The following is a 23,597-nucleotide window of genomic DNA, read 5'->3' on the forward strand; positions in this document are numbered from 1 at the left end:
GTAGACTCGCCATACCGCTCCGTATCTGCCGGCGGGGCCTGGCCGATCTGCGATAATGCGCCGTTCCGCCACGCCGCCCGCCCACGCCTCTTGCCCGCCTCTCATCCCCTCGCTTTCGCCCGTACCTGGCGCCTGTCCGCCATCCTGGTGCTCGGCTTTGCTTCCGGCCTGCCGCTGGCGCTGACCGGCCAGGCAATGCAGGCCTGGCTGACGGTCGACGGCGTCGATCTCGCCACCATCGGCTTCTTCGGCCTGGTCGGCGTGCCCTACACCTTCAAGTTCCTGTGGGCGCCGCTGATGGACCGCTTCGAGCCGCCCTGGCTCGGCCGCCGCCGCGGCTGGCTGGCGCTGACCCAGTTCGCGCTCGCGGCGCTGCTGTGGTGGATGGCGAGCCTGTCGCCGACCACCACGCCCGGCCTGTTCGCCGCCGCCGCGGTGCTGGTCGCGTTCCTGTCGGCCTCGCAGGACGTGGTCGTCGACGCCTACCGCACCGACCTGCTGCCCGAGGACGAACGCGGCCTGGGCGCCTCGGTGCACGTCTTCGCCTACCGCCTGGCGATGATCCTGTCCGGCGGCATCGCGCTGATCTGGGCCGGCCAGTGGGCCTCGTGGCCACGGGTGTACCAGACCATGGCGCTGCTGATGCTGGGCTGCGGCATCGTCTCGCTGCTGGCGCTGCCGCGGGTGTCGGCGGCGCTGAAACCGCTCGATTCCGACCCCAGGCGCGAACTGATCGGCTTCGCCGCGATGCTGTGCGGCGTCGCCGCCGGCTACTGGATCGCCCGCCAGGCGCTGATCCTGCTCGGGCTCGACCCCGACGACGCCAACCGCTGGATCCAGCTGCTGTTCGTCCTCGCCGAGATCGCGCTGGCTCTGCCACTGGCCTGGTGGGCCGCACGCCGTGCCGGCTTCGAAACCCTGAACCGCTCGCTGTCGAGCTACTTCGCCCAACAGGGCGCGGCCGCCTTCCTGGCGCTGATCATCCTCTACAAGCTCGGCGACGCCTTCGCCGGCAGCCTGACCACGCCCTTCCTGATCAAGGGCATGGGCTTCTCGCAGGAAGAAGTCGGCATCGCCAACAAGGTCATCGGCATCTGGCTCACCATCCTCGGCGCCTTCATCGGCGGGCTGATCATGACGCGGCTGGCGCTGTACCGCTCGCTGCTGCTGTTCGGCGTGCTGCAACTGGTGTCGAACTTCGGCTTCTACCTGCTTGCGCAGCTCGGCAAAGGCGCCTGGGGCGCGGTGATGGTGCCGGCCTTCGACTGGGGCATCGTCTCGCTGGACGCCCCCGCGGCGCTCGACTTGCTGCTGCTGGCGGTGATCGCCGGCGAGAACATCAGCGGCGGCATGGGCACGGTCGCTTTCGTCGCGCTGCTGATGGGCCTGTGCAACCAGCACTTCAGCGCCACCCACTACGCCATGCTGTCGGCCTTCGCCGCGGTCGGCCGCATCTACGTCAGCCCGCTGTCCGGCGTGCTGTCGCAAAGCATCGGCTGGCCGGCCTTCTTCATCTTCTCCATCATCGTCGCCGTGCCCGGCGTGGCGATGGTATGGTGGCTGCGCGACGCGCTCCAGCGCCTGGGGCGGCCGAAGGTCGATCCGGCGATGGACGACTGATGGCAGGGAAGGCCACAAGCGCGAGCGGCGAATTCCTCGCCGGCTGCCGCGACGAAGCACCGCTGCTGCTGGGCGTCATCCCCTTCGGCATGATCTACGGCATCGCCGCGCTCGCCGCCGGCGTACCGGCCTGGGTCGCGCAGTTGGCGTCGGCCATGGTCTTCGCCGGTGCGGCCCAGCTCGTCATCGTGCAGATGCTGGCGGCCGGTGCCGGTGCGCTGCCGATCGCACTTACTTCCGGCCTGCTCAACCTGCGCCACGTGCTGTACAGCGCCTCGATGGCCGAATACGTCCGCCACCTGCCCCGCCGCTGGCGCCTGCTGCTCGCCTATTTGCTGACCGACGAAGCCTACGCCGTGGCCGTGCTGCGCTACCAGCGGCACGCGGCCGACACCGCCCAGCGTGATGACGGCGCCGATCTGCGCCACTGGTACTTCTTCGGCGCCGGCTTCACGCTGTGGGCCGGCTGGCAGCTCTCCACCGCTGCCGGGCTGCTGTTCGGCGCCACCATCCCTGCCGAGTGGGAGCTGGACTTCGCCGTGCCGCTGACCTTCATCGCCCTGCTCACCCTGCTGTTGCGCGAACGCGCCGGCCGCGCCGCGGCACTGGTCGCCGGCCTGGGTGCGCTAGCCTTCGCCGGCCTGCCCTACAAGCTCGGCCTGGTTGCAGCGATCCTGCTCGGCCTGCTCGCCGGCGTATGGACGGTGCGCCGGCTGGAGCGCGTGAAGCAGGAGTCCGCCGCATGAGCACACCCATACTGCTCGCCCTGCTGGTCGTCGTCGGCATCCTGACCTTCCTGTACCGCTACGCGATGATCGGCTTCTTCGCCAAACACGCGTTGCCGGGCTGGCTGCATGCGCTGTGCCGACACATCGCCCCGGCCAGCTTCGCTGCGCTGACCGCCAGCGCGCTGTTCGTGCACGGCGGCGACGTCCAGTTCGCCTTCGACACGCCCCGCCCCTGGGCCGCGCTCGCCGCCGTCATCGTCGCCTGGCGCACCCGCAACGTGCTGGCGACCATCGCCGCCGGCATGGCGACGCTGTATCTGCTGAAGTTCCTGCTCCCCTGAATCGACCACCGTCCTCATCGCTGGCCCATGGCACGCAGCGATGGGCAGTCCGCTAAACTCGACCCTTCTGCCGGCCTCCCGTTCCGATCTTCATGACTGCAAGCACCCACACCGCCCCCATCCTCATCGACGCCGCCCGCAAACTGTCGGCCGAAGTCGACGCGATGCGCTTCTCGGCGCCCGTCACCCACGTCTACAACCCGCTCGACTACGCCTGGGAAGTGCATCGCCGCTACCTGGAGCGCTACGGCGAAGGGCGCAAGCGCGTGGTCTTCGTCGGCATGAACCCGGGGCCCTTCGGCATGGCGCAGATCGGCGTGCCTTTCGGCGAGATCGCCAGCGCGCGCGACTGGCTGGAGCTGGAAGGCCCGGTCGGCCAGCCGCGCGAGACCAACCCCAAGCGCCCGGTCGAAGGCTTCGCCTGCACCCGCTCCGAAGTCAGCGGCCAACGCCTGTGGGGCCTGTTCCGCGAACGCTTCGGCACGCCGGAAGCCTTCTTCGCCGAACACTTCGTCGCCAACTACTGCCCGCTGATGTTCTTCGAAGGCGGACGCAATCTCACGCCGGACAAGCTGCTTGCGGCCGAGCAGCGTCCGCTGCTGGCCGCCTGCGACATCCACCTGCGCACGCTGATCGATGCCTTGCAGCCGGAATGGGTGATCGGCATCGGCAACTGGGCCGAGAAGCGTGCCATGGAGGCGTTGAGCGGTGCGGCGGGTATCAAGTTTGGGCGTGTGCTGCACCCGAGTCCGGCCAGCCCGGCGGCGAATCGCGGCTGGGCCGAGGCGGCGACGAAACAGCTCGTCGAACTAGGGGTGTGGCCGGATCAAGCTCCAGACGGAGCCCAATGGATGTGACGCCGGCCAGGCCTTACGGCTCCAGCGCCACACGGGACAACCCACGGTTTTCCAGCCCCGGCTCACGACAATATGCCCCGTACCGTTTCGATGGGCATCAAGAGGACATGTTCGCCCAGCGGCGAGAGGATGAAACCGTGCGCCAGATAGAACGCAGCGGCAGTGGTGTCGATCGCATGCACGATGACACCACGCACCCCGGCGATTTCGGATGCAGCAAGGCAGCGGCGCAACGCATCCGCGAGCAGCGCCGACCCCACCCCCTGGCCTTGCCATTCGGTATCGACGGCCAGCCGGGCGATGAGCAGGAGCGGCACGCGCTCCGGCATGTTCTGGCGCAATTTGGCGGAAGGTAGCGCGTTGCGCTGCTCCAGCGCGGTGGCGATGGAGAAATAGCCGACCACGCGGTCTGGTTCGGCCAGCGGGCAGACGACGTAGCTTCGGGCCGACAAACCTTCGCTGCGCCGCGCCTGATCGTGCAGCCAGTGGTCAAGCGAGGGATGACGGCCGTTGCCGAAGCGCGAAACGTCGTGATGCAGAGCAAGCGGCTCCGGCCTGCCGAGCACAGGCGCGTTTACGCTTCCCACGGTGCCTTGCGTTGCAGCCGTCGTGCCGCGTCGGCGGAAAGGGCGGGCGGAGCGTCGAGCAAGTCCAGAAAACGCGCATGGGCAGCTTCGTCGAGAAAGAAGGTGCGCTGGTCGAGCAAGGTTGCCTCGGCCTGGCGGTAGGCGCAGTCGAGCATGAATTCGGAAAGCTTCTGCCCGCGCAGGGCCGCCGCCTGGCCGAACAGCGCCTTGGCCTGCCTGGGGGCGCGAATCTGGATGACTTCGTCCTTTGTCGCGGCCTTATGCACCGCGGAGCGGGGGAGCGGCATGGCGAACCTCGTAGCCTGGAAAGGAGGTCAGTCTAGTATTTGTAGCGATATTGTCAATACACCCCTCACTCTTCGCAGGCAAACGTCCTCCCTGCCTCAGCGCGGTGCGTAGCCCAGCGCCGCGTCGTACTCGAACGCGATCTCGCGTGCCAGCGCCTGCAAGGCAGCATTGCTGGCCGGTGGGCAGGTTGGTCAAGTGCATGTAGATTCTTCCGGCATTGTGCCCGCTCGGTGGGGCCAGTGCACCGCTTTCCACTTCATTGGTTTCCGACAAGCTGGTCGTAGGCTTCGATGGCGCGCTGCACGGTGTAGCGTTGTAGTACATCGACGCGCGCCTGTTCCCTTAGCGGGTCGAAGCAGTGTGGGGTTTCCAGGGCATCAAGTATTCGGTCGGCAATGGCCTTGTCGTCGAAGAAGTCGACCAGCAGACCGTTTTTTCCGTCGCCGATGACTTCTTCGACGGGGGCCGTGCGCGAACCGATCACCAGGCAGCCGCTAGCCATGGCTTCGAGCATGGACCAGGACAGCACGAAGGGGTAGCTCAGGTAGACGTGCGCGGCGGAAATTTGCAGCACCTTGCGGTAGGCCGGCACGGGCAGTTTGCCGGTAAAATGGATGCGATCGGGATCGAGCTCGCATTCTGCCTGCATTTTTTCTCGCCAGTTTTTTGCGCCGCGAGGGCGACGGCCATAGCTGACGTCGTCTCCGCCAAGGATCACGGCATGGCAGTGGGGGTGGCAGCGCTGGACGATTTCCAGCGCGCGCATGAAGTGGTGAAAGCCGCGATAGGGTTCGAGGTTGCGAGCGACGTAGGTGATGACCGGATCGCCAGCCTTGAGGGTAACGCCCGTGGGGGTGGTGAAGCTGGCCTGGGGGTCGGGTGCCAGCCCCTCGGTATCGACGCCTTCATGGATGACGGTGATCTTGTCGCCGAAGATGGCGGGGTGGCGCGAACGCTGCCACTGCGTGGGGCTTACGCCGGCATCGCAATGCACGAGGTTGAGCGTGTGCAGCGTGTTCCAGGTGCGCACGCGCGCTTGGTCGTCGATGTTCCCGGGGAATTCGGGGTCGAAGCCGAGGTCGGAATTCGCCGTTGCGTAGAACCATTCGCATAGGTGGATGAGCCGCGTGTCGGGGAAGACGTCGCGCAGGTAGAGCGTTTCTCCCCAGCCGGGATGGGCAATGACGATATCGGGAACGAAGCCGTTGCGCTTGAGTTGCAGCAGCATGCGCACAACCGCCTGGCCGTGCAGTACCGCGTTTTCCAGCTGGCGCAGATAGGCGTGCGTGCCTTCGGCGGGGGCGCGGTGCAGGCTATAGCGGTACCAGCGCGTACCAGACATGCCGGGCGCCGTGTCGCGCCCCAGGCCGACGACCTGCCACCCGGGCCGCTGCGACCAGGCTTGGATGAGGTGGCGGAACTGGCCGGGGAAGTTCTGGTGGATGAAGAGGATGCGCATGGGGGATGTCGGCACGGATGTTGTTTATCTTGGCTGGGTAATCAATCAATTTGCTGCCCGTTACCGTTCCCTCAGACTCTCGGAAGTGTGCTGCATGAGAGGCGAGAGGAAATATTCAATCACGCGCCGCTGATCGGTCTTGATCTCCACGGCTACCGCCATACCCGGTCCGAGCGCGACTTCGTTGCCGCCCACGTTGATCGTCGAGCGCGACATCTTCACCCGCACCGAATAGATCAGGCCGCGCTTCTCGTCGTTGATCGCGTCGTGCGACACCGACACGACCTTGGCCGGAATCGTGCCGTACTTGGTGTACTGGAAGGTTTCGATCTTCACTTCGGCATCCTGATCCGCGTGCACGAAACCGATGTCCTTGTTCTCGATGAAGGCTTCCACCTCCAGTGGATTGTCGCGCGGCACGATCACCATCACCGGCTGCGCCTCCGTGACCACACCACCGACGGTATGCACCGCCAGTTGCTGTACCGTGCCGTCGACCGGGGAAGTGAGCCGCATCAACCGACTGCGCGAATCGGCCTTCAACAACTCCTGCTCCAGCGCGGCGGCCTTTTGCTGGCCGTCGGTAATGCTGTCCTGAGCGATGCGCCGCGTCTCCGCCGTCAGTTCGGCACGCTGCCCGCGCGCCTCGCGCAACGCGGCCTCGATTTCCCGCACCCGACCGCGCTGATTCGCCAGATCGGCCTCCTGTTCGATGCGCGCCTGCTCGCGTTCCAGATAACCATGCTGGGAGACGAAATTGCGATCGGCCAGATCCTTGAAATCGCGCGCGCGCTGCTGCGCAATCGGCACCGTTTGCTCAAGCTTGCGCACCAGTTCCCGCGTCGAACGCTGCTCGGCCTCGCGGCGTGCGATCTCGGCATTTATGCGATCGCGTCGCGCACCATATTCGTCCAATTGTCCGGCCAACAAGCGCAGCGATTCGGCGAAAGCCGCATCCCCCGCACCTTCGGGACGTACAAGCGGTGCTGCATGCCCATCGAGCGCACTCAACAGCGCTCGGCCCCGTGCCATCTGCAGCCGGACAGCGGCCAGATCGCTGCGTATCCGCTCCTGATCCGCCTGCGCCATCGTCGCGTCCAGCTCGATCAACACATCGCCGGCCTTGACAAACTGCCCATCGGTAACATGAATGGCCTGCACGGTGGACGTATCGAATGGCTGGATAGTTTTCGTACGGTCGTTCGGCACCACCTTGCCCTGCGCGGTGGCCACGACGTCCATGCGCCCAAAGATCGCCCACAGCAGTGCAAGCACAGCAAAGGTGATGATCAACCACATTGCCACGCGCGGCGCAGGCGACAACGGCGTTTCCTGCAAGGCGAGCGCAGCGGGCAGAAACTGCGCCTCGTGCGGTAGCCTCGGCGGCGGAGTCATTTGCTTGCGTTGCCGCCAGGCATGACGAAAGACCGCGCCGTAGCGGCGCAGCAAATCACCTGTGGCTTGCAGGCGCAGTTTGGGTGGATGCGAGTGTGAGGGCGCGTTCATCGGCTCACCCCTGCTGCAGCCGGTACAACCGCGAGTAATGCCCCGCCTCATCGCGTAGCAGTTCAGCATGACTGCCGGTTTCGACGATCTGCCCGCGATCGAGCACGACGATGCGATGGGCGTTGCGCACCGCCGACAGCCGGTGGGCGATGATGATGACAGTACGGTTCTGGCAGATGGCCTGCATATTGTTCTGGATGATGCGTTCGCTTTCGTAATCGAGCGCGCTGGTCGCCTCATCGAGAATCAGAATGCGCGGATTGGTCATCAGCGCGCGGGCAATGGCGATGCGCTGGCGCTGCCCGCCCGAGAGCGTCGAACCATGCTCCCCCACCATGGTGTCATAACCTTCTGGCAGTTCGAGGATGAACTCATGGGCACCGGCGAGCCTGGCCGCGCGTATCACCGATTCAAGCGGCGCACCAGGATCTGCCAGTGCGATGTTGTCGCGTACCGAACGGTTGAACAGTACGTTTTCCTGCAACACCACGCCAATTTGGCGACGCAATGAATTCGCATCGGCCAGCGCCAGATCCATGCCGTCGACGAGTACGCGACCGCGTTCTGGCACGTACAAGCGCTGCACGAGCTTGGTCAACGTGCTCTTGCCAGAGCCGGAACGCCCTACCAAGCCAATGATTTCGCCGGATGCGACGTCGAGCGAAACGTTCTTGAGGATTTCCGGGCCATCCGGGCGATATCGGAAACTCACCCCATCCAGCGCCACCCGCCCCGCAAGCGGTGGCAGCGCGCTCTTGGCGCCGGCAATCTCGGTGCGGGTATTGAGAATGTCGCCCAGGCGCTGGATCGAAATACCGGTCTGCTGGAAATCAGTCCACAACTGTGCCAGGCGCATGACCGGCTGGGCGACCTGTCCCGCAAGCATGTTGAAGGCGATGAGTTGCCCGACGCTGAGACGCCCGTCGATGACGAGCCGCGCGCCCACGTACATGGTTGCCACCGTAACGAGCTTGGAGATGAGCGTGACGCCGCCGTTGGCCAGCGTGCCGATGGTGGCGGTGCGAAAACCGGCCGACACATAGGCGGCGAGCTGATTATCCCACTTGCGCGTCCAGTGCGGCTCCACGGCCATCGACTTGACCGTATCGATACCGCTGATCGTCTCCACCAGAAAAGCCTGGTTTTCCGCGCCACGGTTGAATTTTTCATGCAAACGCGCGCGCAGCATCGGTGTGAAAGCAGCCGACAGCAACGCGTAGCAAGGCAGCGAAACCACCACGATCAGCGTCAGCCACCCGCTGTAGAAAAACATCACCGCGATGAACACCACTGAAAAGAACAGATCCAGCACCAGCGTAACCGCGTTGCCGGTCAGAAAAGAGCGGATGTTCTCCAGTTCGCGTACCCGCGCCACCGAATCGCCCACGCGCCGGGCCTGGAAATACGCCAGCGGCAACGCGAGCAGGTGGCGGAACAGCCGTGCGCCCAGTTCGACGTCGATACGGCTCGTGGTGTGCGCAAAAACATAGGTACGCAACGCGCCGAGCACAACCTCGAACAAGACGACCACGGTCAGCCCGATGGCGATCACATCCAGCGTCGTAAAACCGCGATGCACCAGCACTTTGTCCATCACCACCTGGAAGAACAACGGCGTAATCAGCGCAAAGAACTGCAACGCGAAAGACACCAGCAGAACCTCGCCAAGCAGCTTGCGGTATTTGACGATGGCCGGAATGAACCACGTGAAGTCGAAACGGGCCATTTCACCGGCCAGAGACGCACGCGACGTGAAAAGGATCAGCTCTCCCGTCCAGCGCTCGCACAGCGCGGCAAGCGGCAGCGCTTCAGGCCGCCCGGTGGCGGGCGACTGGATCAGGACTTGCTCGCCGTCTGCACGGGCGAGCAGAAAGAACTCCACCTCGCCGTTCGTGCCGTGCTCAACCGCAATGGCCGGTAACGGCGTCTTGTTCAACCGTCCAGGCTCAGTCTTGACCACCTTGGCCTGCAACTGCAGCGTTCGCGAGGCGAGCAGAATATCCTGGGTGGAAAAAGGTTTGCCGGCCACGGCAAACTCATGCGCAAGCTGGTCCGGATCGGCCGCGACGCCATGCAGCCGGGCCATCAATACGAGACAGGCAAGCCCGCTGTCGAGCGGGGGAACGGGGTTCTCCAAGGTGCCGGGGTCGGAGCCGGTGGCGATTGGTTCGGAAACGCTGTTCATCAGTGTCGGCACGGATAGGTTTCTTCCTACTTCCAATTGGCCACGATCACTGCGTTCAACGCACTGTGGTAATCCGGTGGCAACGTGGTCTGTCCAGCCGCCGGTGGCGAAAACGCCGCCATCGCCTGCACCAGGCTATCCACCTTGCTGTCGAGCAGCGTCTTGCCGTCTCCGCTCTTGAATTGCTCGACGTGGTGCCGTTGGCCTGCGTACCAGTCCTGGATCGTCACGCTGTCGCCGGTGCCGATCAGACTCAGCTCCAAGTCCATGCCGACCTGGCGCAGCCAGATCTGATTGGCGGCGATGTCGGCCCCGAACCTGAGCAGATCGGTCACCCCCGCGGTAGCGTCGTCCTCGATGATCGTATCCATTCCGCCATTGCGTCCGAACAGATACGTGTCCTTGCCCAGGCCGCCCATGAGCGTGTCATTGCCCTCCCCACCGTCGAGCGTGTTGGCCGCATTGTTGCCCGTGATGCGGTTGGCCAGTTCGTTACCGGTGCCGTGGATGGCGCTGGAGCCGGCGAGAATGAGGTGTTCGACGTGCTCGTCGAGGATGTGGGTGACTCTGGCGTGGACGGTGTCGATGCCTTCCCCGGCCAATTCGATGACGCGGTCGTTGGCGTTGTCGATGTAGTAGGTGTCGTCGCCCGCGCCGCCGATCAGGATGTCCGCCCCCGCTTTGCCGTCGAGGATGTTGTCGAGTGCGTTGCCCGTGAGCGTGTTGGCACTGCCGTTGCCCGTGCCGGTGATGGCCTCGCCCACGAGGACGAGGTTTTCCACGTTGCTGGTCAGGGTGTAGGCGGCAAGGCCGGAATAGACCGTGTCGGTGCCCTGCCCGGCGCTTTCGCTGACGACGTCGCCCACACCGACGATGTAGATGTCGTCGCCGGCCAGCCCCTTGAGGGTGTTGGCGGCTCCGTTCTGGCTACCGTCCAGGACGTTGTCCAGCGCGTTGCCGGTGCCGGCGATTTTGGCGGTACCGAGCAGAATGAGGTTTTCGACGTTGTCCTTCAGGGTGTGGGCGACGCTGCTCTTGACGGTGTCGTTGCCCTCGCCAGCATTTTCGATGACCTGGTCGGAGCCGCTGTTGATAAGGTAAATGTCGTCGCCAGTGCCCCCAATCAGCGTATCGTTGCCCACACCGCCATCCAGAATGTCGTCGCCCGCGCCGCCTTCGAGGGTATCGTTGCCGGCGCCGCCGTCGAGTACGTTGTTGCCGGCATTGCCGGTGATGAGGTTGGCCTTGGCGTTGCCGGTGCCGGTGGTCACGCCGTCGGCGAGGATGAGGTTTTCCACGCCGGCGTGCAGCGTGTAGTCGTCGAGGTGGGTGATGACGGTGTCGGTGTCGCCGTAACCATCCTCCTCGACGATGAAATCGTCGGCGCTGTCGATGACGTAGGTGTCGGACCCACCCCAGCCGATCAGGGTATCCGCGCCACCGCCGCCGTCGAGGAAGTTGTCGCCCCAGTTGCCGGTGAGCTGATTGTCCTGGATGTTGCCGACGACGCCCCAGTGCTCGTAACCACCGCTGTAGCCTGTGCTATCGCCGATGGTGGCGTTTTCGACATGCTCGCCAAGCCGGTAGATTTCGGTGGTACCAGGGGTGAGGAATATTTCAACGATGTCCAAGCCACCGTCAACAGCTTCAATGATGGTGTCGCCCGCACCGACTCGGTAGATATCATTGCCTGCACCACCGATGAGCGTATCGGCCACCATGTTGCGGGAACCATCGAGCACGTTGGCTCCGGCAGTACCGGTACCGGTGGCACCCACGCTGCCCAGGAGGGCGAGGTTTTCGATATTGGCGTAGCGCGCCGTGTTGAGGTCGATGTCGCCGGGACCTTCGACGGTGTCGATGCCCTCATCGGCCAGTTCGACGACGATATCCCCCTCATCCACCACATAAGTATCGTCGCCCAGGCCACCCACCAACGTATCGGTCACCGCATTCTGGCTGGCATCTAGACGGTTGTTCAGAGCATTGCCACGCCCTTCGACGCCCTCGGTACCGATCAGCGTCAGGTTTTCAAGATTGGCGCCAAGAGTGTATGCGATCGTGCTGATGACGGTGTCGGTGTCGGGAGCATAGAGGCCTTTGCCGTTCTCCTGGATAACGTCGCCAGGGTCGTCCACATAGTAGATGTCGTCGCCGTTGCCGCCGATCAGGGTGTCCGCGCCCGCGCGCCCGTCGAGAATGTTGGCACCGTCGTTGCCTCTAATGACGTTGTTCAAGGCGTTGCCGATGCCGATCCGGGCGTGGCGGCGGACGTTTGTGCTCGAATCGGAAGCGTATTTATATGAGTCCAGCGTGAGGTTTTCCAGGTTGGCGCCGAGCGTATAGTCGAAGGTGGAAATGACGGTATCGGTGCCTTCGCCGGCCAGCTCGATGATGCTGTCTTCGATGACGGCATCAGCTTCCTGGATGATGTAAGGGGGTGCCGACGAGTATGAGATGGAATAGTGTCCGCTATTGACGTAGTAGGTGTCGTCCCCACGCCCGCCGATGTAGCGGTCCGCGCCAAGATAACCATTGAAGGTGTCGTTGCCGTCGAGCCCGACGAGAACGTTGTCGTTCTGGTTGCCCTTGAGTTCATTGTCGCGCGCGTTGCCGGTGGCGTTGACGGCAGCGGAGCCGGCTTTCAGCTCGAGATGATCGAGCGTGTCGCCCAGAGTCCAGTCGAGCGTGGCGATGACCCAGGAGGTGCCAATGGGGATGCCCATGGCGGTGACCCCGTTCACGATGCGGTCGCCGGGATTGTCGACGTGGAAGATGCCGCCTTGCTGGCTGATCATCGTGTCCGCGCCCGCGCCGCCATCGTAGATGCTGCGAGGATAGGCGTTGGGAGAGGCGGTGATGATGTTGTCCAGTTCGTTGCCGGTGATGGTGTAGAGGTAGTCGTAGCTGATGGGCGGGGTGTCGCCGCTCATCGTGACGTTTTCGACGTTGGGGGCCAGGATGTAGTTGTGCCAGCCCTGCTTGAGAGAGGTGTGGACAGTGTCGATCCCTTCGCCGGCTTGTTCTTCGATGACGTCCCAGACCTCGGCGAAATAGGTGTCGTTGCCGGCACCGCCAATGAGGGTGTCGATACCCCCCATGCCATCGAGAACGTTGTCGGCGACATTGCCGCGAATCACGTTGTCCAGTCCGTTGCCCGTGCCTCGGGAGGGGAAGTGACCGGTGAGGGTGAGGTTTTCGACGTTGTCGTCGAGCCTGCGGGAGAGGAAGGTTTCGATCGTATCGATACCGCCGCCAGGCGCCTCGATGACGACATCCCCGGTCGAATCGACGACGAACAGATCGTCCCCCGCGGTGCCGACCAGCGTATCGGCATCACCGTTGAACAGCCGGGCCTCGATGTCGTCGGCGTTCCATTCCGTGCCGGCGAACACAATGCGTTCGATCCGATTGGCACTTTCCGTGAAGTACCCGGGAACGGTGATCTGGAGCGATGGCACGTCAACCATGCCGATGACCAGATTGTCATTCGAGCGGTAGAGGATGACCTGCTCGGGAGTGATCCCCGTGGCAAAGCGCAGGGTATCGTTGCCGCCGGTATCGTAGATGTGATCCACGCCCGATGCAGCATCGAAGAGGTAAATGTCGTCGCCCATGCCGCCGCGCAGAATATCGTTGCCCGCGCCACCGGAAAGCGTATCGTCGCCCAATCCACCTTCGAGGGTGTCGTCGCCTCCGCCGCCATCTAGGCTGTCGTCGCCGTCTTCGCCGTATAGCGCATCGGCACCGTCTCCACCGTCGAGCCGGTCGTTGCCCTTGCTGCCGTACAGGCGGTCGTCGCCGTCGCCGCCGGCAAGGATGTCGTCGCCGCCGTAGCCGTAGAGGGTATCGTTGCCACCCTGTCCGTCAACGGTGTCGTTACCGCTGTAGCCGTAGAAAGTGTCATTGCCCGCGCCGGGCAGCGGCAGCAGCGCCCTGATGTCGTCGAAGGTCCAGGTCGGGCCGCCGGTGAAGGCGATTTGCTCGATGGTGGCCTTGGAATAGGAACTGAATTCACCGGGAAAGTAGTTGATGACGCGCACGCTGTCGTTTTCCGAAGTCGTGAGCAGCAAGTCATTGTTAACTCGCCCGACGCTCACCACGGCTGCGTCGATGCCGGGGCCGAATTCGATGCGGTCGATCTTGCCGGGCTGCGTATCCGCGTTGTTGTCGATGATGTCCCTGCCATGGCCAGGATCGAAGCGGTAGATATCGCTGCCCTTGCCGCCACTCAAGGTGTCGTTGCCGGCACCCCCGATGAGGGTATCGTCGCCGTCATCACCCCAAAGACGGTCGTTGCCTTCGAGCCCTTCGAGCAGATCGCCGCCAGCGTAACCCGTGATGCTGTCGTCGCCGGCCGTTGGAATGAGCACGCTGCGCTTGACGTCGTCGATGTGCCAGGTCGGGCCGCCCTCGAAGACGATTTGTTCGACGGCCCGCCCGCCTGTCTGATCGGCGGCGAAGTAGCCCAAAACCCGCACGCTGTCGGTGGCGGAGGTGACGATCAGCAGGTCGCTGCCCTCGCGTTTCAGCGTAGTGGCCTGCGCATCGATGCCGGGGCCGAATTCGATGCGGTCGGTCTTGGCGCCGGGGGCATTGCCATTGTTGTCGATGACGTCATTGCCATGGCCGGGAGCAAAGCGGTAGATATCGTCGCCCCTGCCGCCGAAAAGGGTGTCGTTGCCCGTGCCGCCTTCGAGCGTGTCGTCGCCATCTCCGCCGTACAGTTTGTCATTGCCTTCGCCCCCGGCGAGCATGTCGTTGCCGGCATAACCGTAGATGCTGTCGTTGCCGGCGCGCGCATCGATGACGTCGTGCGCAAGACTGCCGTAAACGCTGTCGTTACCGTCGCTGATGGTGCTGGCGGCGATACGTTCGAGGATATGCGTCTGCGTGAGCGTGGTGCCGTCGGTAAAGCGGATCTGTTCGATGGTGCCGTTGTGCAGTTCACCGCCGCTGCCAAAGAACCTATCGATGAGGATCGAGCCGGCGGGGTCGCCCGCGGCGTCGCGGACGTCGATACGCGCCCAAGTGTCGCCGCGGCTGAAGGAAAGGCTGGCTTCGGTGATGCCGGCGCCGAACAGGATCTGATCGTAGCCACCGGAATCCGAGATGATGTCGTTGCCATCACCGAGGGCGAAGCGATAGCTGTCGTCACCGCTTTTGCCGTTGAGGCGATCGTCGCCGCCACCGCCATGGAAAAGGTTGCCGCCGGCTACGCCGTTGAGCGTGTCGTTGCCGGCACTGCCAACGCGCACGGACAGATCCAGGTAGGGCAGCAGCGTTGCATCGGCCGCACCGATGGCGGCGAAGGCGGCGGTTCTTTCCGCGCGGTAGGCGGGGTCGTAGATGCCCAGGTCGTTGAGCACGGCGATAAGCTCGACCATGCGCCCGAACTCGTTGGCGCCATGCAACGCTTGGAGCCTATCTTGCAGCGACGTCCAGTCCATGGCGATGAACGGAGGGTCCGAACTCAGGTGCGATAGCAAGATACCGTCGAAATCGTCGGCATGTTTCGTCTGCGCGAGGATCTGCGCGGCGGTGTAGCGTTTGAATTCGAGGTATTCGTTGCGCAGGATGGCCGAGGCGTTGATGTAGGGGTTGGGGCCGCGCACGCCGAGGTAGGGCCGCCCGGCAAGCGCTTCGAGCGCGCCGAGCTGCCGGGCGTCGATCAAATGATGGGTGCCACCGAAGTCGCGCGCGCGCGGATCGATGTTTTCGACACCGCTCCAGCGGTAGATCAGTTCGTCCAGGCGCGCCCCGCGTTCGGCTTCCGTGGCGGCGGGGTCGATGACCGCCTGCGTGTAGCGGGCAAGGTAGTCCTTGAGCGAGGGGTCCAGCACCATCGCCTGGTGCAGATCGTGGACCTTGCCGAAGCCTTCGGCATTGGGCAGAAAAACGATGTCCGGGCCGAGTTCGATGGTGCCGGTGTTCTGGCGCCGCGCGGCGTCGATCTTGAACCAGACATCCACGGCCGCGCCCAAAGTGCCGTCGGTGCGCTCGAAGGTACCGATCTGGCGGTGCTGGTGGCCGTGGGCATCCGTGTAGGCGCTGGTGTCGTAGGCCGTGGCGATGGAAGCGACGCCGGCGGCGGCCAGCGTTTGCAGTTCGCCCGCATCGCTCACGCCGTTCTGGTTCAGATCGCGCCATACGCGCAGTTCGCCGTAGGCGACGTCGTTGGCGTCGATCCTGCCGTCGCCCACGGTGCCGTCCGGGTTGAGGTTGTCGTCCAGTTCGGCCAGCGCTTCGAAGCCGTTGGCCGCGCGCTCGCCGTTCTTGAGCAGGGTGTGGTTGCCGAACAGTTCCTGCCCGCTGCCGATCCTGCCGTCGTTGTCCAGATCGCGGGCGAGCAGTCCGTCGTCGGCGCGCACCCAGCCGGTGCGCTCGGCCAGGCCGTCGCCGTCGAGGTCATAGTATTGGCCGGCAAGCGGGTTGGTTTCGATGCCGTCGCCATCGAGGTCGAGGATGATGGGCGAGGCGTTGCGCTCGGCGGGTTCGAGGTCGGGGGTTTCTTTTTCGGGTGGCGGATCATCGCTGGTGCGCAGGTTGATCCGCAGATCACCGTTGGTGAACTGTTCGATGACGAGGCCGCCGTCGATGGTGAGCGTGCCGCCGTTGAGCACGTAGGTGTGGCCCCCGCCGCTGTAGGTATCCTCGGGGTCGTCGCTGGAACGGGTGCCGCCCAGCAGTGCGGTGTTGCCCAGCAGAACCATGCCCTTGCCATCGCTGTCCAGGATGCGGTCCTGGCTGTCGGCCTTGTAGGTATCGTAGCCGGCGCCGCCTTCGAGGCGGTCGGCGCCTTCGCCGCCGATGAGATAGTCCTTGCCCTCGTCGCCCAGGAGAGTGTCGTTGCCGGCGCCGCCGTAAAGGCTGTCGTCGCCTTTGCCGCCTTGCAGGGCATCGTTGCCCTTGCCGCCTTCGAGACGATCCCTGCCGTCCTTGCCGTTGAGCGTGTCGTCGCCCGCCCCGCCATAGAGGCGGTCGTCCAGGTCGCCGCCCTTGAGGTCGGGGTCGCTGCCTTCACCCCCGAAAACGATGCGCTGCGGGTCGAGCGTGGTCTGGCCGACTTTCACCGACAGGCCGGCATCGACATCGGTGTAGCGCACACTGTCGTTACCCGTCGGATCGACATGGAAAACCCCTCCCGTGGCAACAAGGTCTGTTGTCCTCGCCTGGTTGAGCGCAACGAGCAGCGCAGCCCGGTCGGCAAGCCATTCGTCGGTGAGCTGCCCGCTACCGGTCGCCGGGTCGTAGAGGTCGAGTTCACCCGCCGGGTTGTGCTGGCTGTAGTCCGCGTCCAGCAGAGCAAACGGGTTCAGCTCCTTCAACGCGTAGCGGTAGGCCAGGGCGTCGGGACCGGTGGCTGCGGCGGCAAGACCTGTCGTGGCCATGCCGGCGAGGGGAATGATTTTCAGCATGCCAGCCAGATTGCGTTGCTCGATCGTCGTGTTGATCGCAGCAATGGCTTGGTGGAGCGCATCCCGGTTGCCGTTGCCGACGGGTAGAGGCGTGTCGCCGAGACCGAGCACCCGTTCGACGGCATCGACGATCCGTTCCAAGCCGGCGGCGGTGCCGCTCACTGCGGCGTTGAGGATGCTCTTGTAGGCATCGGCGGAGAGCGCAGGATCGAGATCGGCCAACAACGCATACACGGCGAGACTGTCGGTCAGGGTCTGCTGGCTGTGGTTGAAGGCAGCCGGGGGAGCGGATTCGTCGGAGTTGAATTGCGCTTCGATGGCGACATCGACTGGCGTTCCCGGTCGGCTGTGCAGGCCGGCAATGGCGCTCCACGGCGGGCTGCCGATGGCTGCTTCGTCGGCGATGACGTTGGTGATGTCGCCACCGGTGGGTACCGTGCCGCCCAGGGCGGCGAAGAAGTCCTGATTCGCAGAAGACGAGGTGAAGCCGGGGGCGTTGAAAACGGTGACCAGGCCAGCATGGCCCGGAAACAAGGTGCTGAAGGCCATGGCCAGATGGCCGCCCAGGCTGTGGCCGGTGACGGCGAGCTTGTGGTCGGGATCATCGGCCAAGGCGCTCACCAGTTCTCCAGTGCCGGCAACCGGCGCTTCGATCTTCAGCCACAGGATGCCGAACTGGAATCCGTCGTGAGGGTCGAGAGGCCCGGGGACGATCTTGTATTGAATTGCAGTTTGGTTCGTCGGCGTCGTGGCTCGCTGCCACCAGTTCACCATCGCAACGATCTGATCGTAGCCCGCCCCGTTCACTGCAATATCGCCATCGGTGCTCAGATCGTTCGGCGTGCCGGTCAGCTCCGCCGTGCCGCGGATCGCCAGGGTTAAATTGCCGCCAGCATCCTTGAATACCGTCGCGCTGAAACTCGTCCCCAATCCACCTTCGGCGAGTGTGTCGGTGTATTGGGTGACAACGGTGTAGTTACTGGCAAACAGTTCGGCTTGCTTGTTGGATAGCCCTGCCTCTTTGAGATGCTCCGTATTCGGGCTGCCTTGGGAGAGTGAAGCATATGCCGCGAGGGCCAATTCAGCAGAACTGAGGCATTGTGCAATATTCGTCATGTTCATTTCCTATCAGGTTTCTGTTTAAAAATCCGCATTAGGAGAGGAATGTCACCGCGCTCTTCAGGGCAGCCAAAAGATGAATCATGTACGGGTCCTGGTAAGTCTCCACCTCGGCGAGAGTAGCTAGTCGATTCACCGAGGGTTTTTTCGTCGATCCGGCGAATAACCTGTATGTGTGCCCTCCACATTTCAGGGTTACCCCGCCGGTAGTACGCAGCTTGCTTCTTGAATACGTAATCCACCCCGAGCGCGTCTTCCCCCTGATCTGGCCGGAAGAAATTCGGCTGCCCCCATTCGTTAAATTTCTCGGGTGGCAACCTCACGGTTTCATAAACCTTGATGCCGCCATCTTTCGCACACATTTCTCTGACCTTCGCATCCCAATATGCCTTGCGTCCTTCATAGAAGCCCAGTGTCAATAGCGGAGCGAGAGCAAGGAGCAGAACAACCAGCATCCATGGTTTGATCGCGCCAGATTGGGCGGCGCGGCGAAATTGGTGCCGCAATCGCATTACCTTTGTCATGCTGACGCCATCCATGCACCATTTGCAGCCGTCCGTGCCTCCCTGCTATCCAGGACAAAACCCTGGTAGTCAACCGAGCCAGCGTGGCCCGGAAACAAGGTGCTGAAGGCCATGGCCAGATGGCCGCCCAGGCTGTGGCCGGTGACATCGAGCTTGTGGTCGGGATCATCGGCCAAGGCGCTCACCAGTTCTCCAGTGCCGGCAACCGGCGCTTCGATCTTCAGCCACAGGATGCCGAACTGGAATCCGTCGTGAGGGTCGAGAGGTCCTGGGACGATCTTGTATTGAATTGCAGTTTGGTTCGTCGGCGTCGTGGCTCGCTGCCACCAGTTCACCATCGCAACGATCTGATCGTAGCCCGCCCCATTCAATGCAATATCGCCATCGGTGCTCAGATCGTTCGGCGTGCCGGTCAGCTCCGCCGTGCCGCGGATCGCCAGGGTTAAATTGCCGCCAGCATCCTTGAATACCGTCGCGCTGAAACTCGTCCCCAATCCACCTTCGGCGAGTGTGTCGGTGTATTGGGTGACAACGGTGTAGGTATCGGAGAATGCTTCGGCTTGCTCCTGCGATAGGCCGAAACCTCGGTCAGTCAGATTCGCGACATTGGGTTTGCCAGGAGACAGAATAGAGTACGATGCCAACGCAAGCTCTGCTTGACGAAAAATCTCATGCGTATCCATTTTTCACTCCTTAGTCAAAATAAAAACTCTGGTTTCAAGTGCTGTGATATCGGCATCATCTGGGCAACTGAACGACGAACCATGTGCTGGGCTCGGAAGATCACCTCCGCCGCGCCCATAAGAAATCGACTCTCCAAGCAATTTGGAGTCCTGGCTGCGGAACAATTTGAAGTGGTAGCGAGAAAGCTCCGGGTTACCCTTCCGGTAGTAGCTGATATCCCACTCGTAGTAATACCCATCGCTCGATCTGAGGTTTTTCTTTGGCGGAATCCGAAACGCGGGCTGCCCCCATTCGTTGAATTTCTCAGGGGGCAACTTCACGGTTTCGTAAACTTTGACACCCCCATCCTTCGCACACATTTCCATGACTTTTGCATCCAAGTATGCTTTGCGTCCTTCATAGAAACCCAGCGTCAATAGCGGAGCGAGAGCAAGGAGCAGAACAATCAGCATCCATGGTTTGATCGCACCAGATTGGGCGGCGCGGCAAAATCGGTACCGCAGTCGCATTGTTTTTGTCATGCCGACAGCCTCCATGCCCTGTTTAGGTCGGTGCGGGTGTCGTAGGCTGTGGCGATGGAAGTGATGCCGGCGGCGGCCAGCGTTTGCAACAGTTCCTGCCCGCTGCCGATCCTGCCGTCGTTGTCCAGATCGCGGGCGAGCAGTCCGTCGATGGTGAGCGTGCCGCCGTTGTGGTCGGTGCCTTCGAGGATGTCAGCCCCGTCGCCCCCGAAAAGATAGCGTGGACTGCCGTCGTAGCTGCCGCCGGCGGCATTGTAGTGGCGCAGGATGAGGCCGCTGGCCTTGTCCTCGAAGTAGGGCGCGGGAAAGACCGTGGTGCTGCCTTCGAGGGTCTTGCCTTCGCCGCTGTCGGCGGTCTGAGCCGCGAGCACGCCGGCCAGCATCGCGGCGCGGTCCCTGATCCATTGTTCGGAGAGTTCCCCCTCGCCCGTTTCGGGATCGTAGAGGTCGAGTGCGCCATCCTGGTTGTGCAAGTTGCCGTAGTCGACGCCCACGATGGCGAAGGGGATGAGTTCTTTCAGCGCGTAGCGGGTGGCGATGCCTTCGGGGCTGTCGGTGCCGGCCAGCAGGGCCAATGCGGCGGGGTTTTGGCCAACAAGGGAATGCACTGTTGTTCCGCTTTGGGCAAGCGCCTAGAAGGCAGTGCTATCCACCCAAAAGAGGAGGTTCTGGTGGTAGGCAACACGGCTGGCTGCGCTGTCGCTGGCATCGCCCACAGGCGTGGGCGATGGGGAATCGCCCGTGGTCAACCGGCGCAAGGCGTCAAGCAGGCTTTCGAGCGAAGCGGCGGGGGTTGCGCTGGCCGCTTCGAGAATCTCGTTGAAGGTCTCCAAGCTCAGCTCCGGCGCGATCTGGCTCAGGGCATTGCCCAGGGCCAGCGTATCGGTGAGCTTGTACATGGAGTGGTTTTCGTGGGTGGCGAGGGGGCCGCTCTGTTCGTTGAAGATGTCCTGGCGCTGGCCGATCTGATTGAAGTAGAAGCTGTTGGTGGTGACGTTGATGCCGTTTCGGGCGAAGTAGTTGGTTTGTGCGGCACTGCGATATTGAGTGGGGCCGGTACCCAACGCTTGTGCCAGGGAGCCGAAGACGGCTTCGCTGTTGGCGATGAAGCCGGCGCTGTTGAAAGTGCTGACGCCGTCGATGACAAGTGTATTGCCGAAAATGCGGGCAAAGGCGCTGGCCAGATGACCACCGAGCGAATGGCCATTGACTTGCACCTGCGTGACTCCGGCCACTTCGCCGGTGCCCGCCACGGGCGGAGCCGCGACAAAGGCGGCACCAATGCCTACGCGGCTGACCTGCGGGGCCATCTGCCCTACTGGCGTGCTGATCCGCAGCCACCAGTTGATCATGTCTTCATACTGGGCACTGGCTGCGGTGTTGACGGCCAAGTCGATGTCGGCAAGGAAGTCGTTTATTCCTTCCGTTCCCCGCATGGAGACATAAATCTTTTCAGCATAATCTGTACCGTCGTTACCGCGCCAGACAACAGCATCAAAACCCGAACCTTCGCCAAAATCATCAGGAGTGTTGATAGTGGAAACAACGCTGAAATGGTCGGCAATAAATTGGGCCTGGGTAGGAGTCATGCGTTGCTGCTGAATTGTCTTCAGACCTGCTGGACTCATTCCATCAATAAAACCGGTAATATATACTGAATCAGCAAAGAGGGCGTTAATGTAGGCATCTTTGATCGCAGTCATTTTATTATCCAGTATTAATTAACTGCCTCTTTTGAATTTTGAGTGGGTGATGCACGATTCGGGTTGCCGGGCCGTTGGGGTCAAGGGCGGGCGCAGCCCGGCGTAGCGAACCCTTGACGCCAAGGGGCCGGCGGTACGCTGGTCCATGGCTGGATGCAGCGCAGTTGGGCATCCAGCCATGGAGACAAGTGCGGCGGGGTGTGCTTCGGACGCAGTGCAGTACCGTCGCCGGTTTTTTGACTCTCTGTAGATCTGACACGTTATGCATGCAAAGTTGTTCGAGGCCGCACTGGGCATCACCGATCCATGGCGCGTGGCCGGGGTCGATTTCGACGCCGCCAAGAAGGTACTGACGATCTCGGTGGACTTCGTTGCGGGCAGCCGCTTCGAGGTGTCGGGCGTGGCCGGAGCGCATCCGGCGCATGACACGGTCGCCAAGCGCTACCGGCACCTGAACTTCTTCCAGCATGAGTGCTATCTTGAGGTACGCGTGCCGCGTGTGCGTCTTCCAGACGGCGGCATCCGTCAGGTCGAACCCGACTGGGCCGGCAAGCTCGCCGGCTTCACGCTGCTGTTCGAGGCGCTGATCCTGACGCTCGCACGTGAGATGCCCTTCGCGGCGGTCGCGCGTGTCGTGGGCTTGTCCTGGCACCGCGTGGCCGCGATCTGCAAGCGCTACGTGGCTCTGGCACTGGCTCAGGCCGACTTCTCCGAGGTCAAGCGCCTGGCCGCGGATGAGACCTCGCGCGCCCGCGGCCATGACTACATCACTCTGGTGGCCGATGCCGACGCTCGACGCGTGCTCTTCGTCACCGAGGGGCGCGATGCGGCCACGATCGCAGCGTTCGCTGAGGATCTGAAGGACCATGGCGGTAACGCGCTGGCGATCGAATCGATCTCGATCGACATGTCGCCGGCCTTCATCAAAGGCGTGACCGCCAACCTGCCCAACGCCACCATCACCTTCGACAAGTTTCACGTTATCGCCCACGCCAGCGCCGCCGTCGACAAGATGCGCCGCATCGAGCAACGTACCGACCCCTCGCTCAAGGGGCTGCGCTGGAAGCTGCTGAGGGACCGCGATGCACTCGCGCCCGCTGCAAAAGCTGACCTTGATGCGTTGGTTGCCCAAGTGGCCACCAAGCGCACCGCGCGGGCCTGGCTCTACAAGGAGCAACTGCGCGAGATCCTCAACCGCAAGCAGGTCAATGTCGTGCGCGACATGCTCTGGCAATGGACTGTCAACGTCATGCGCTCCAAGGTCGAGCCAATGAAGGCGGTGGCCAAGATGATCCGCAAACACCTTGAGGGCATCGTCGCCTGGACTCGCACCCGCCAGACCAACGGCTTCCTTGAGGCCATCAACGGCCTGTTCCAAGCGGCCAAGCGCAAGGCGCGTGGCTACGCCAGCTTCTCTACCATTCGCACAATGGTGTTCCTGCTCGCCGGCAAGCTGGACTTCGGAAAACTCAATCAGCATGCAACCTGACCCACTCGGTTTTCAAAAGAGCCAATTAACTTGATTGAATTGATATTGCTTGTGTAGAAGCACAGCTTGTCCACAATACGCAGGATCGTCTATTATTAGTGGCGAATTTTTATTTGATATTCCCAGTGCCCTTATAAATACCCCACCCTTTGCTGTATAAGTTTCGTATTGTGCATACTCTTCATCCGTATAAACATCACGATAACTATAATGGTAATGAAATATTGGAATGGCGGTATGTGGAATCAATTCCGGACTATCCTTCGGCGTAACTACCAATTTAACGTCCTTCCCCAAAATTCTCTTCTCATCAATCTTCAGTTTCGCTCCTTCCTCGCACAGTGCCCGAAACTGAAATCCGCCAATGATTTCATCGACTACCGGTAGCGGAAGAATCAGCATGAACAAACCGATACTTGCGTACCGTCGCCATGGCCTTTGCGACAGAAAACGCCGCGACATCCAGCGCGCCAGTACAACAGCCGCCCACACCCACAGGCCAACGACCATCAGGAACAAAAGACCTGCCATCAGTGAAAATTCCTTGCTTCATGACTCAAGACGCTTT

General features: G+C 62.7%; 17 protein-coding genes. 5 read left to right on the forward strand and 12 right to left on the reverse strand.

The features are described 5' to 3' along the window. Nucleotides 1-90: 90 nt before the first annotated feature. The 4 genes from ACNQFN_RS22275 to ACNQFN_RS22290 all read left to right on the forward strand — a co-directional run bounded on the left by ACNQFN_RS22275 (nucleotide 91) and on the right by ACNQFN_RS22290 (nucleotide 3,546). Nucleotides 91-1,620 carry an AmpG family muropeptide MFS transporter gene (locus tag ACNQFN_RS22275; protein ID WP_068635703.1) on the forward strand — a complete coding sequence of 510 codons (1,530 nt, stop codon included), beginning with the start codon at nucleotides 91-93 and terminating at the stop codon, nucleotides 1,618-1,620. Next, a complete protein-coding gene (locus ACNQFN_RS22280) occupies nucleotides 1,620-2,366 on the forward strand; it encodes an AzlC family ABC transporter permease (RefSeq protein ID WP_418647596.1) in 747 nt (248 codons plus the stop codon). Before ACNQFN_RS22275 ends, ACNQFN_RS22280 begins: the two co-directional genes overlap by 1 nt. Further along, nucleotides 2,363-2,689, forward strand: a complete 327-nt coding sequence (locus ACNQFN_RS22285) for an AzlD domain-containing protein (protein WP_068635701.1) — start codon at nucleotides 2,363-2,365, stop codon at nucleotides 2,687-2,689. The genes ACNQFN_RS22280 and ACNQFN_RS22285 overlap by 4 nt, the downstream gene beginning before the upstream one ends. A 92-nt stretch (nucleotides 2,690-2,781) precedes the next feature. Then, nucleotides 2,782-3,546, forward strand: coding sequence for a uracil-DNA glycosylase family protein (locus tag ACNQFN_RS22290; RefSeq protein WP_418647597.1), 765 nt, complete (start codon nucleotides 2,782-2,784; stop codon nucleotides 3,544-3,546). Nucleotides 3,547-3,608: 62 nt separating this feature from the next. On the opposite strand, the gene ACNQFN_RS22295 is transcribed toward ACNQFN_RS22290, so the two are convergent. The 11 genes from ACNQFN_RS22295 to ACNQFN_RS22345 form a co-directional block, all read right to left on the reverse strand. Continuing rightward, nucleotides 3,609-4,133, reverse strand: coding sequence for a GNAT family N-acetyltransferase (locus ACNQFN_RS22295; RefSeq protein ID WP_418647598.1), 525 nt, complete (start codon nucleotides 4,131-4,133; stop codon nucleotides 3,609-3,611). Continuing rightward, nucleotides 4,121-4,420 (reverse strand): DUF1778 domain-containing protein, encoded by a 300-nt coding sequence (locus tag ACNQFN_RS22300; RefSeq protein ID WP_068635698.1) that lies wholly within the window; start codon nucleotides 4,418-4,420, stop codon nucleotides 4,121-4,123. Before ACNQFN_RS22300 ends, ACNQFN_RS22295 begins: the two co-directional genes overlap by 13 nt. A gap of 257 nt (nucleotides 4,421-4,677) precedes the next feature. Further along, complete coding sequence (locus ACNQFN_RS22305) at nucleotides 4,678-5,880, reverse strand: glycosyltransferase family 4 protein (RefSeq protein ID WP_418647599.1); 1,203 nt, start codon at nucleotides 5,878-5,880, stop codon at nucleotides 4,678-4,680. A gap of 60 nt (nucleotides 5,881-5,940) precedes the next feature. Continuing rightward, entirely contained in the window at nucleotides 5,941-7,386 is a 1,446-nt protein-coding gene (locus ACNQFN_RS22310; RefSeq protein WP_418647600.1) for an HlyD family type I secretion periplasmic adaptor subunit, read from the reverse strand. A gap of 4 nt (nucleotides 7,387-7,390) precedes the next feature. Then, the gene (locus ACNQFN_RS22315; RefSeq protein WP_418647601.1) at nucleotides 7,391-9,571 is read right to left on the reverse strand and encodes a type I secretion system permease/ATPase; all 2,181 of its coding nucleotides are present in this window, start codon (nucleotides 9,569-9,571) and stop codon (nucleotides 7,391-7,393) included. Between the two features lie 26 nt (nucleotides 9,572-9,597). Next, nucleotides 9,598-18,105, reverse strand: a complete 8,508-nt coding sequence (locus ACNQFN_RS22320) for a calcium-binding protein (protein WP_418647602.1) — start codon at nucleotides 18,103-18,105, stop codon at nucleotides 9,598-9,600. 2 nt (nucleotides 18,106-18,107) lie between these two features. Beyond that, a complete protein-coding gene (locus tag ACNQFN_RS22325) occupies nucleotides 18,108-18,647 on the reverse strand; it encodes a hypothetical protein (RefSeq protein ID WP_418647603.1) in 540 nt (179 codons plus the stop codon). Next, entirely contained in the window at nucleotides 18,629-19,315 is a 687-nt protein-coding gene (locus ACNQFN_RS22330; RefSeq protein WP_418647604.1) for a hypothetical protein, read from the reverse strand. Before ACNQFN_RS22330 ends, ACNQFN_RS22325 begins: the two co-directional genes overlap by 19 nt. Before the next feature lie 3 nt (nucleotides 19,316-19,318). Continuing rightward, nucleotides 19,319-19,837: a hypothetical protein gene (locus ACNQFN_RS22335; protein ID WP_418647605.1), complete on the reverse strand. Its 519-nt coding sequence runs from the start codon at nucleotides 19,835-19,837 to the stop codon at nucleotides 19,319-19,321. After that, nucleotides 19,834-20,445: a hypothetical protein gene (locus ACNQFN_RS22340; RefSeq protein WP_418647606.1), complete on the reverse strand. Its 612-nt coding sequence runs from the start codon at nucleotides 20,443-20,445 to the stop codon at nucleotides 19,834-19,836. Before ACNQFN_RS22340 ends, ACNQFN_RS22335 begins: the two co-directional genes overlap by 4 nt. A 24-nt stretch (nucleotides 20,446-20,469) precedes the next feature. Beyond that, complete coding sequence (locus ACNQFN_RS22345; protein WP_418647607.1) at nucleotides 20,470-21,540, reverse strand: hypothetical protein; 1,071 nt, start codon at nucleotides 21,538-21,540, stop codon at nucleotides 20,470-20,472. Nucleotides 21,541-21,802: 262 nt separating this feature from the next. Between ACNQFN_RS22345 and ACNQFN_RS22350 the strand changes: the two genes are divergently transcribed. Then, the gene (locus tag ACNQFN_RS22350) at nucleotides 21,803-23,029 is read left to right on the forward strand and encodes an ISL3 family transposase (protein WP_418647565.1); all 1,227 of its coding nucleotides are present in this window, start codon (nucleotides 21,803-21,805) and stop codon (nucleotides 23,027-23,029) included. A 12-nt stretch (nucleotides 23,030-23,041) separates the two neighbouring features. On the opposite strand, the gene ACNQFN_RS22355 is transcribed toward ACNQFN_RS22350, so the two are convergent. Next, nucleotides 23,042-23,560 carry a hypothetical protein gene (locus ACNQFN_RS22355; protein ID WP_418647608.1) on the reverse strand — a complete coding sequence of 173 codons (519 nt, stop codon included), beginning with the start codon at nucleotides 23,558-23,560 and terminating at the stop codon, nucleotides 23,042-23,044. Between the last annotated feature and the right edge of the window lie 37 nt (nucleotides 23,561-23,597).

Source organism: Thauera butanivorans, from assembly GCF_048398245.1.
Taxonomy (GTDB): Bacteria; Pseudomonadota; Gammaproteobacteria; order Burkholderiales; family Rhodocyclaceae; genus Thauera; species Thauera butanivorans.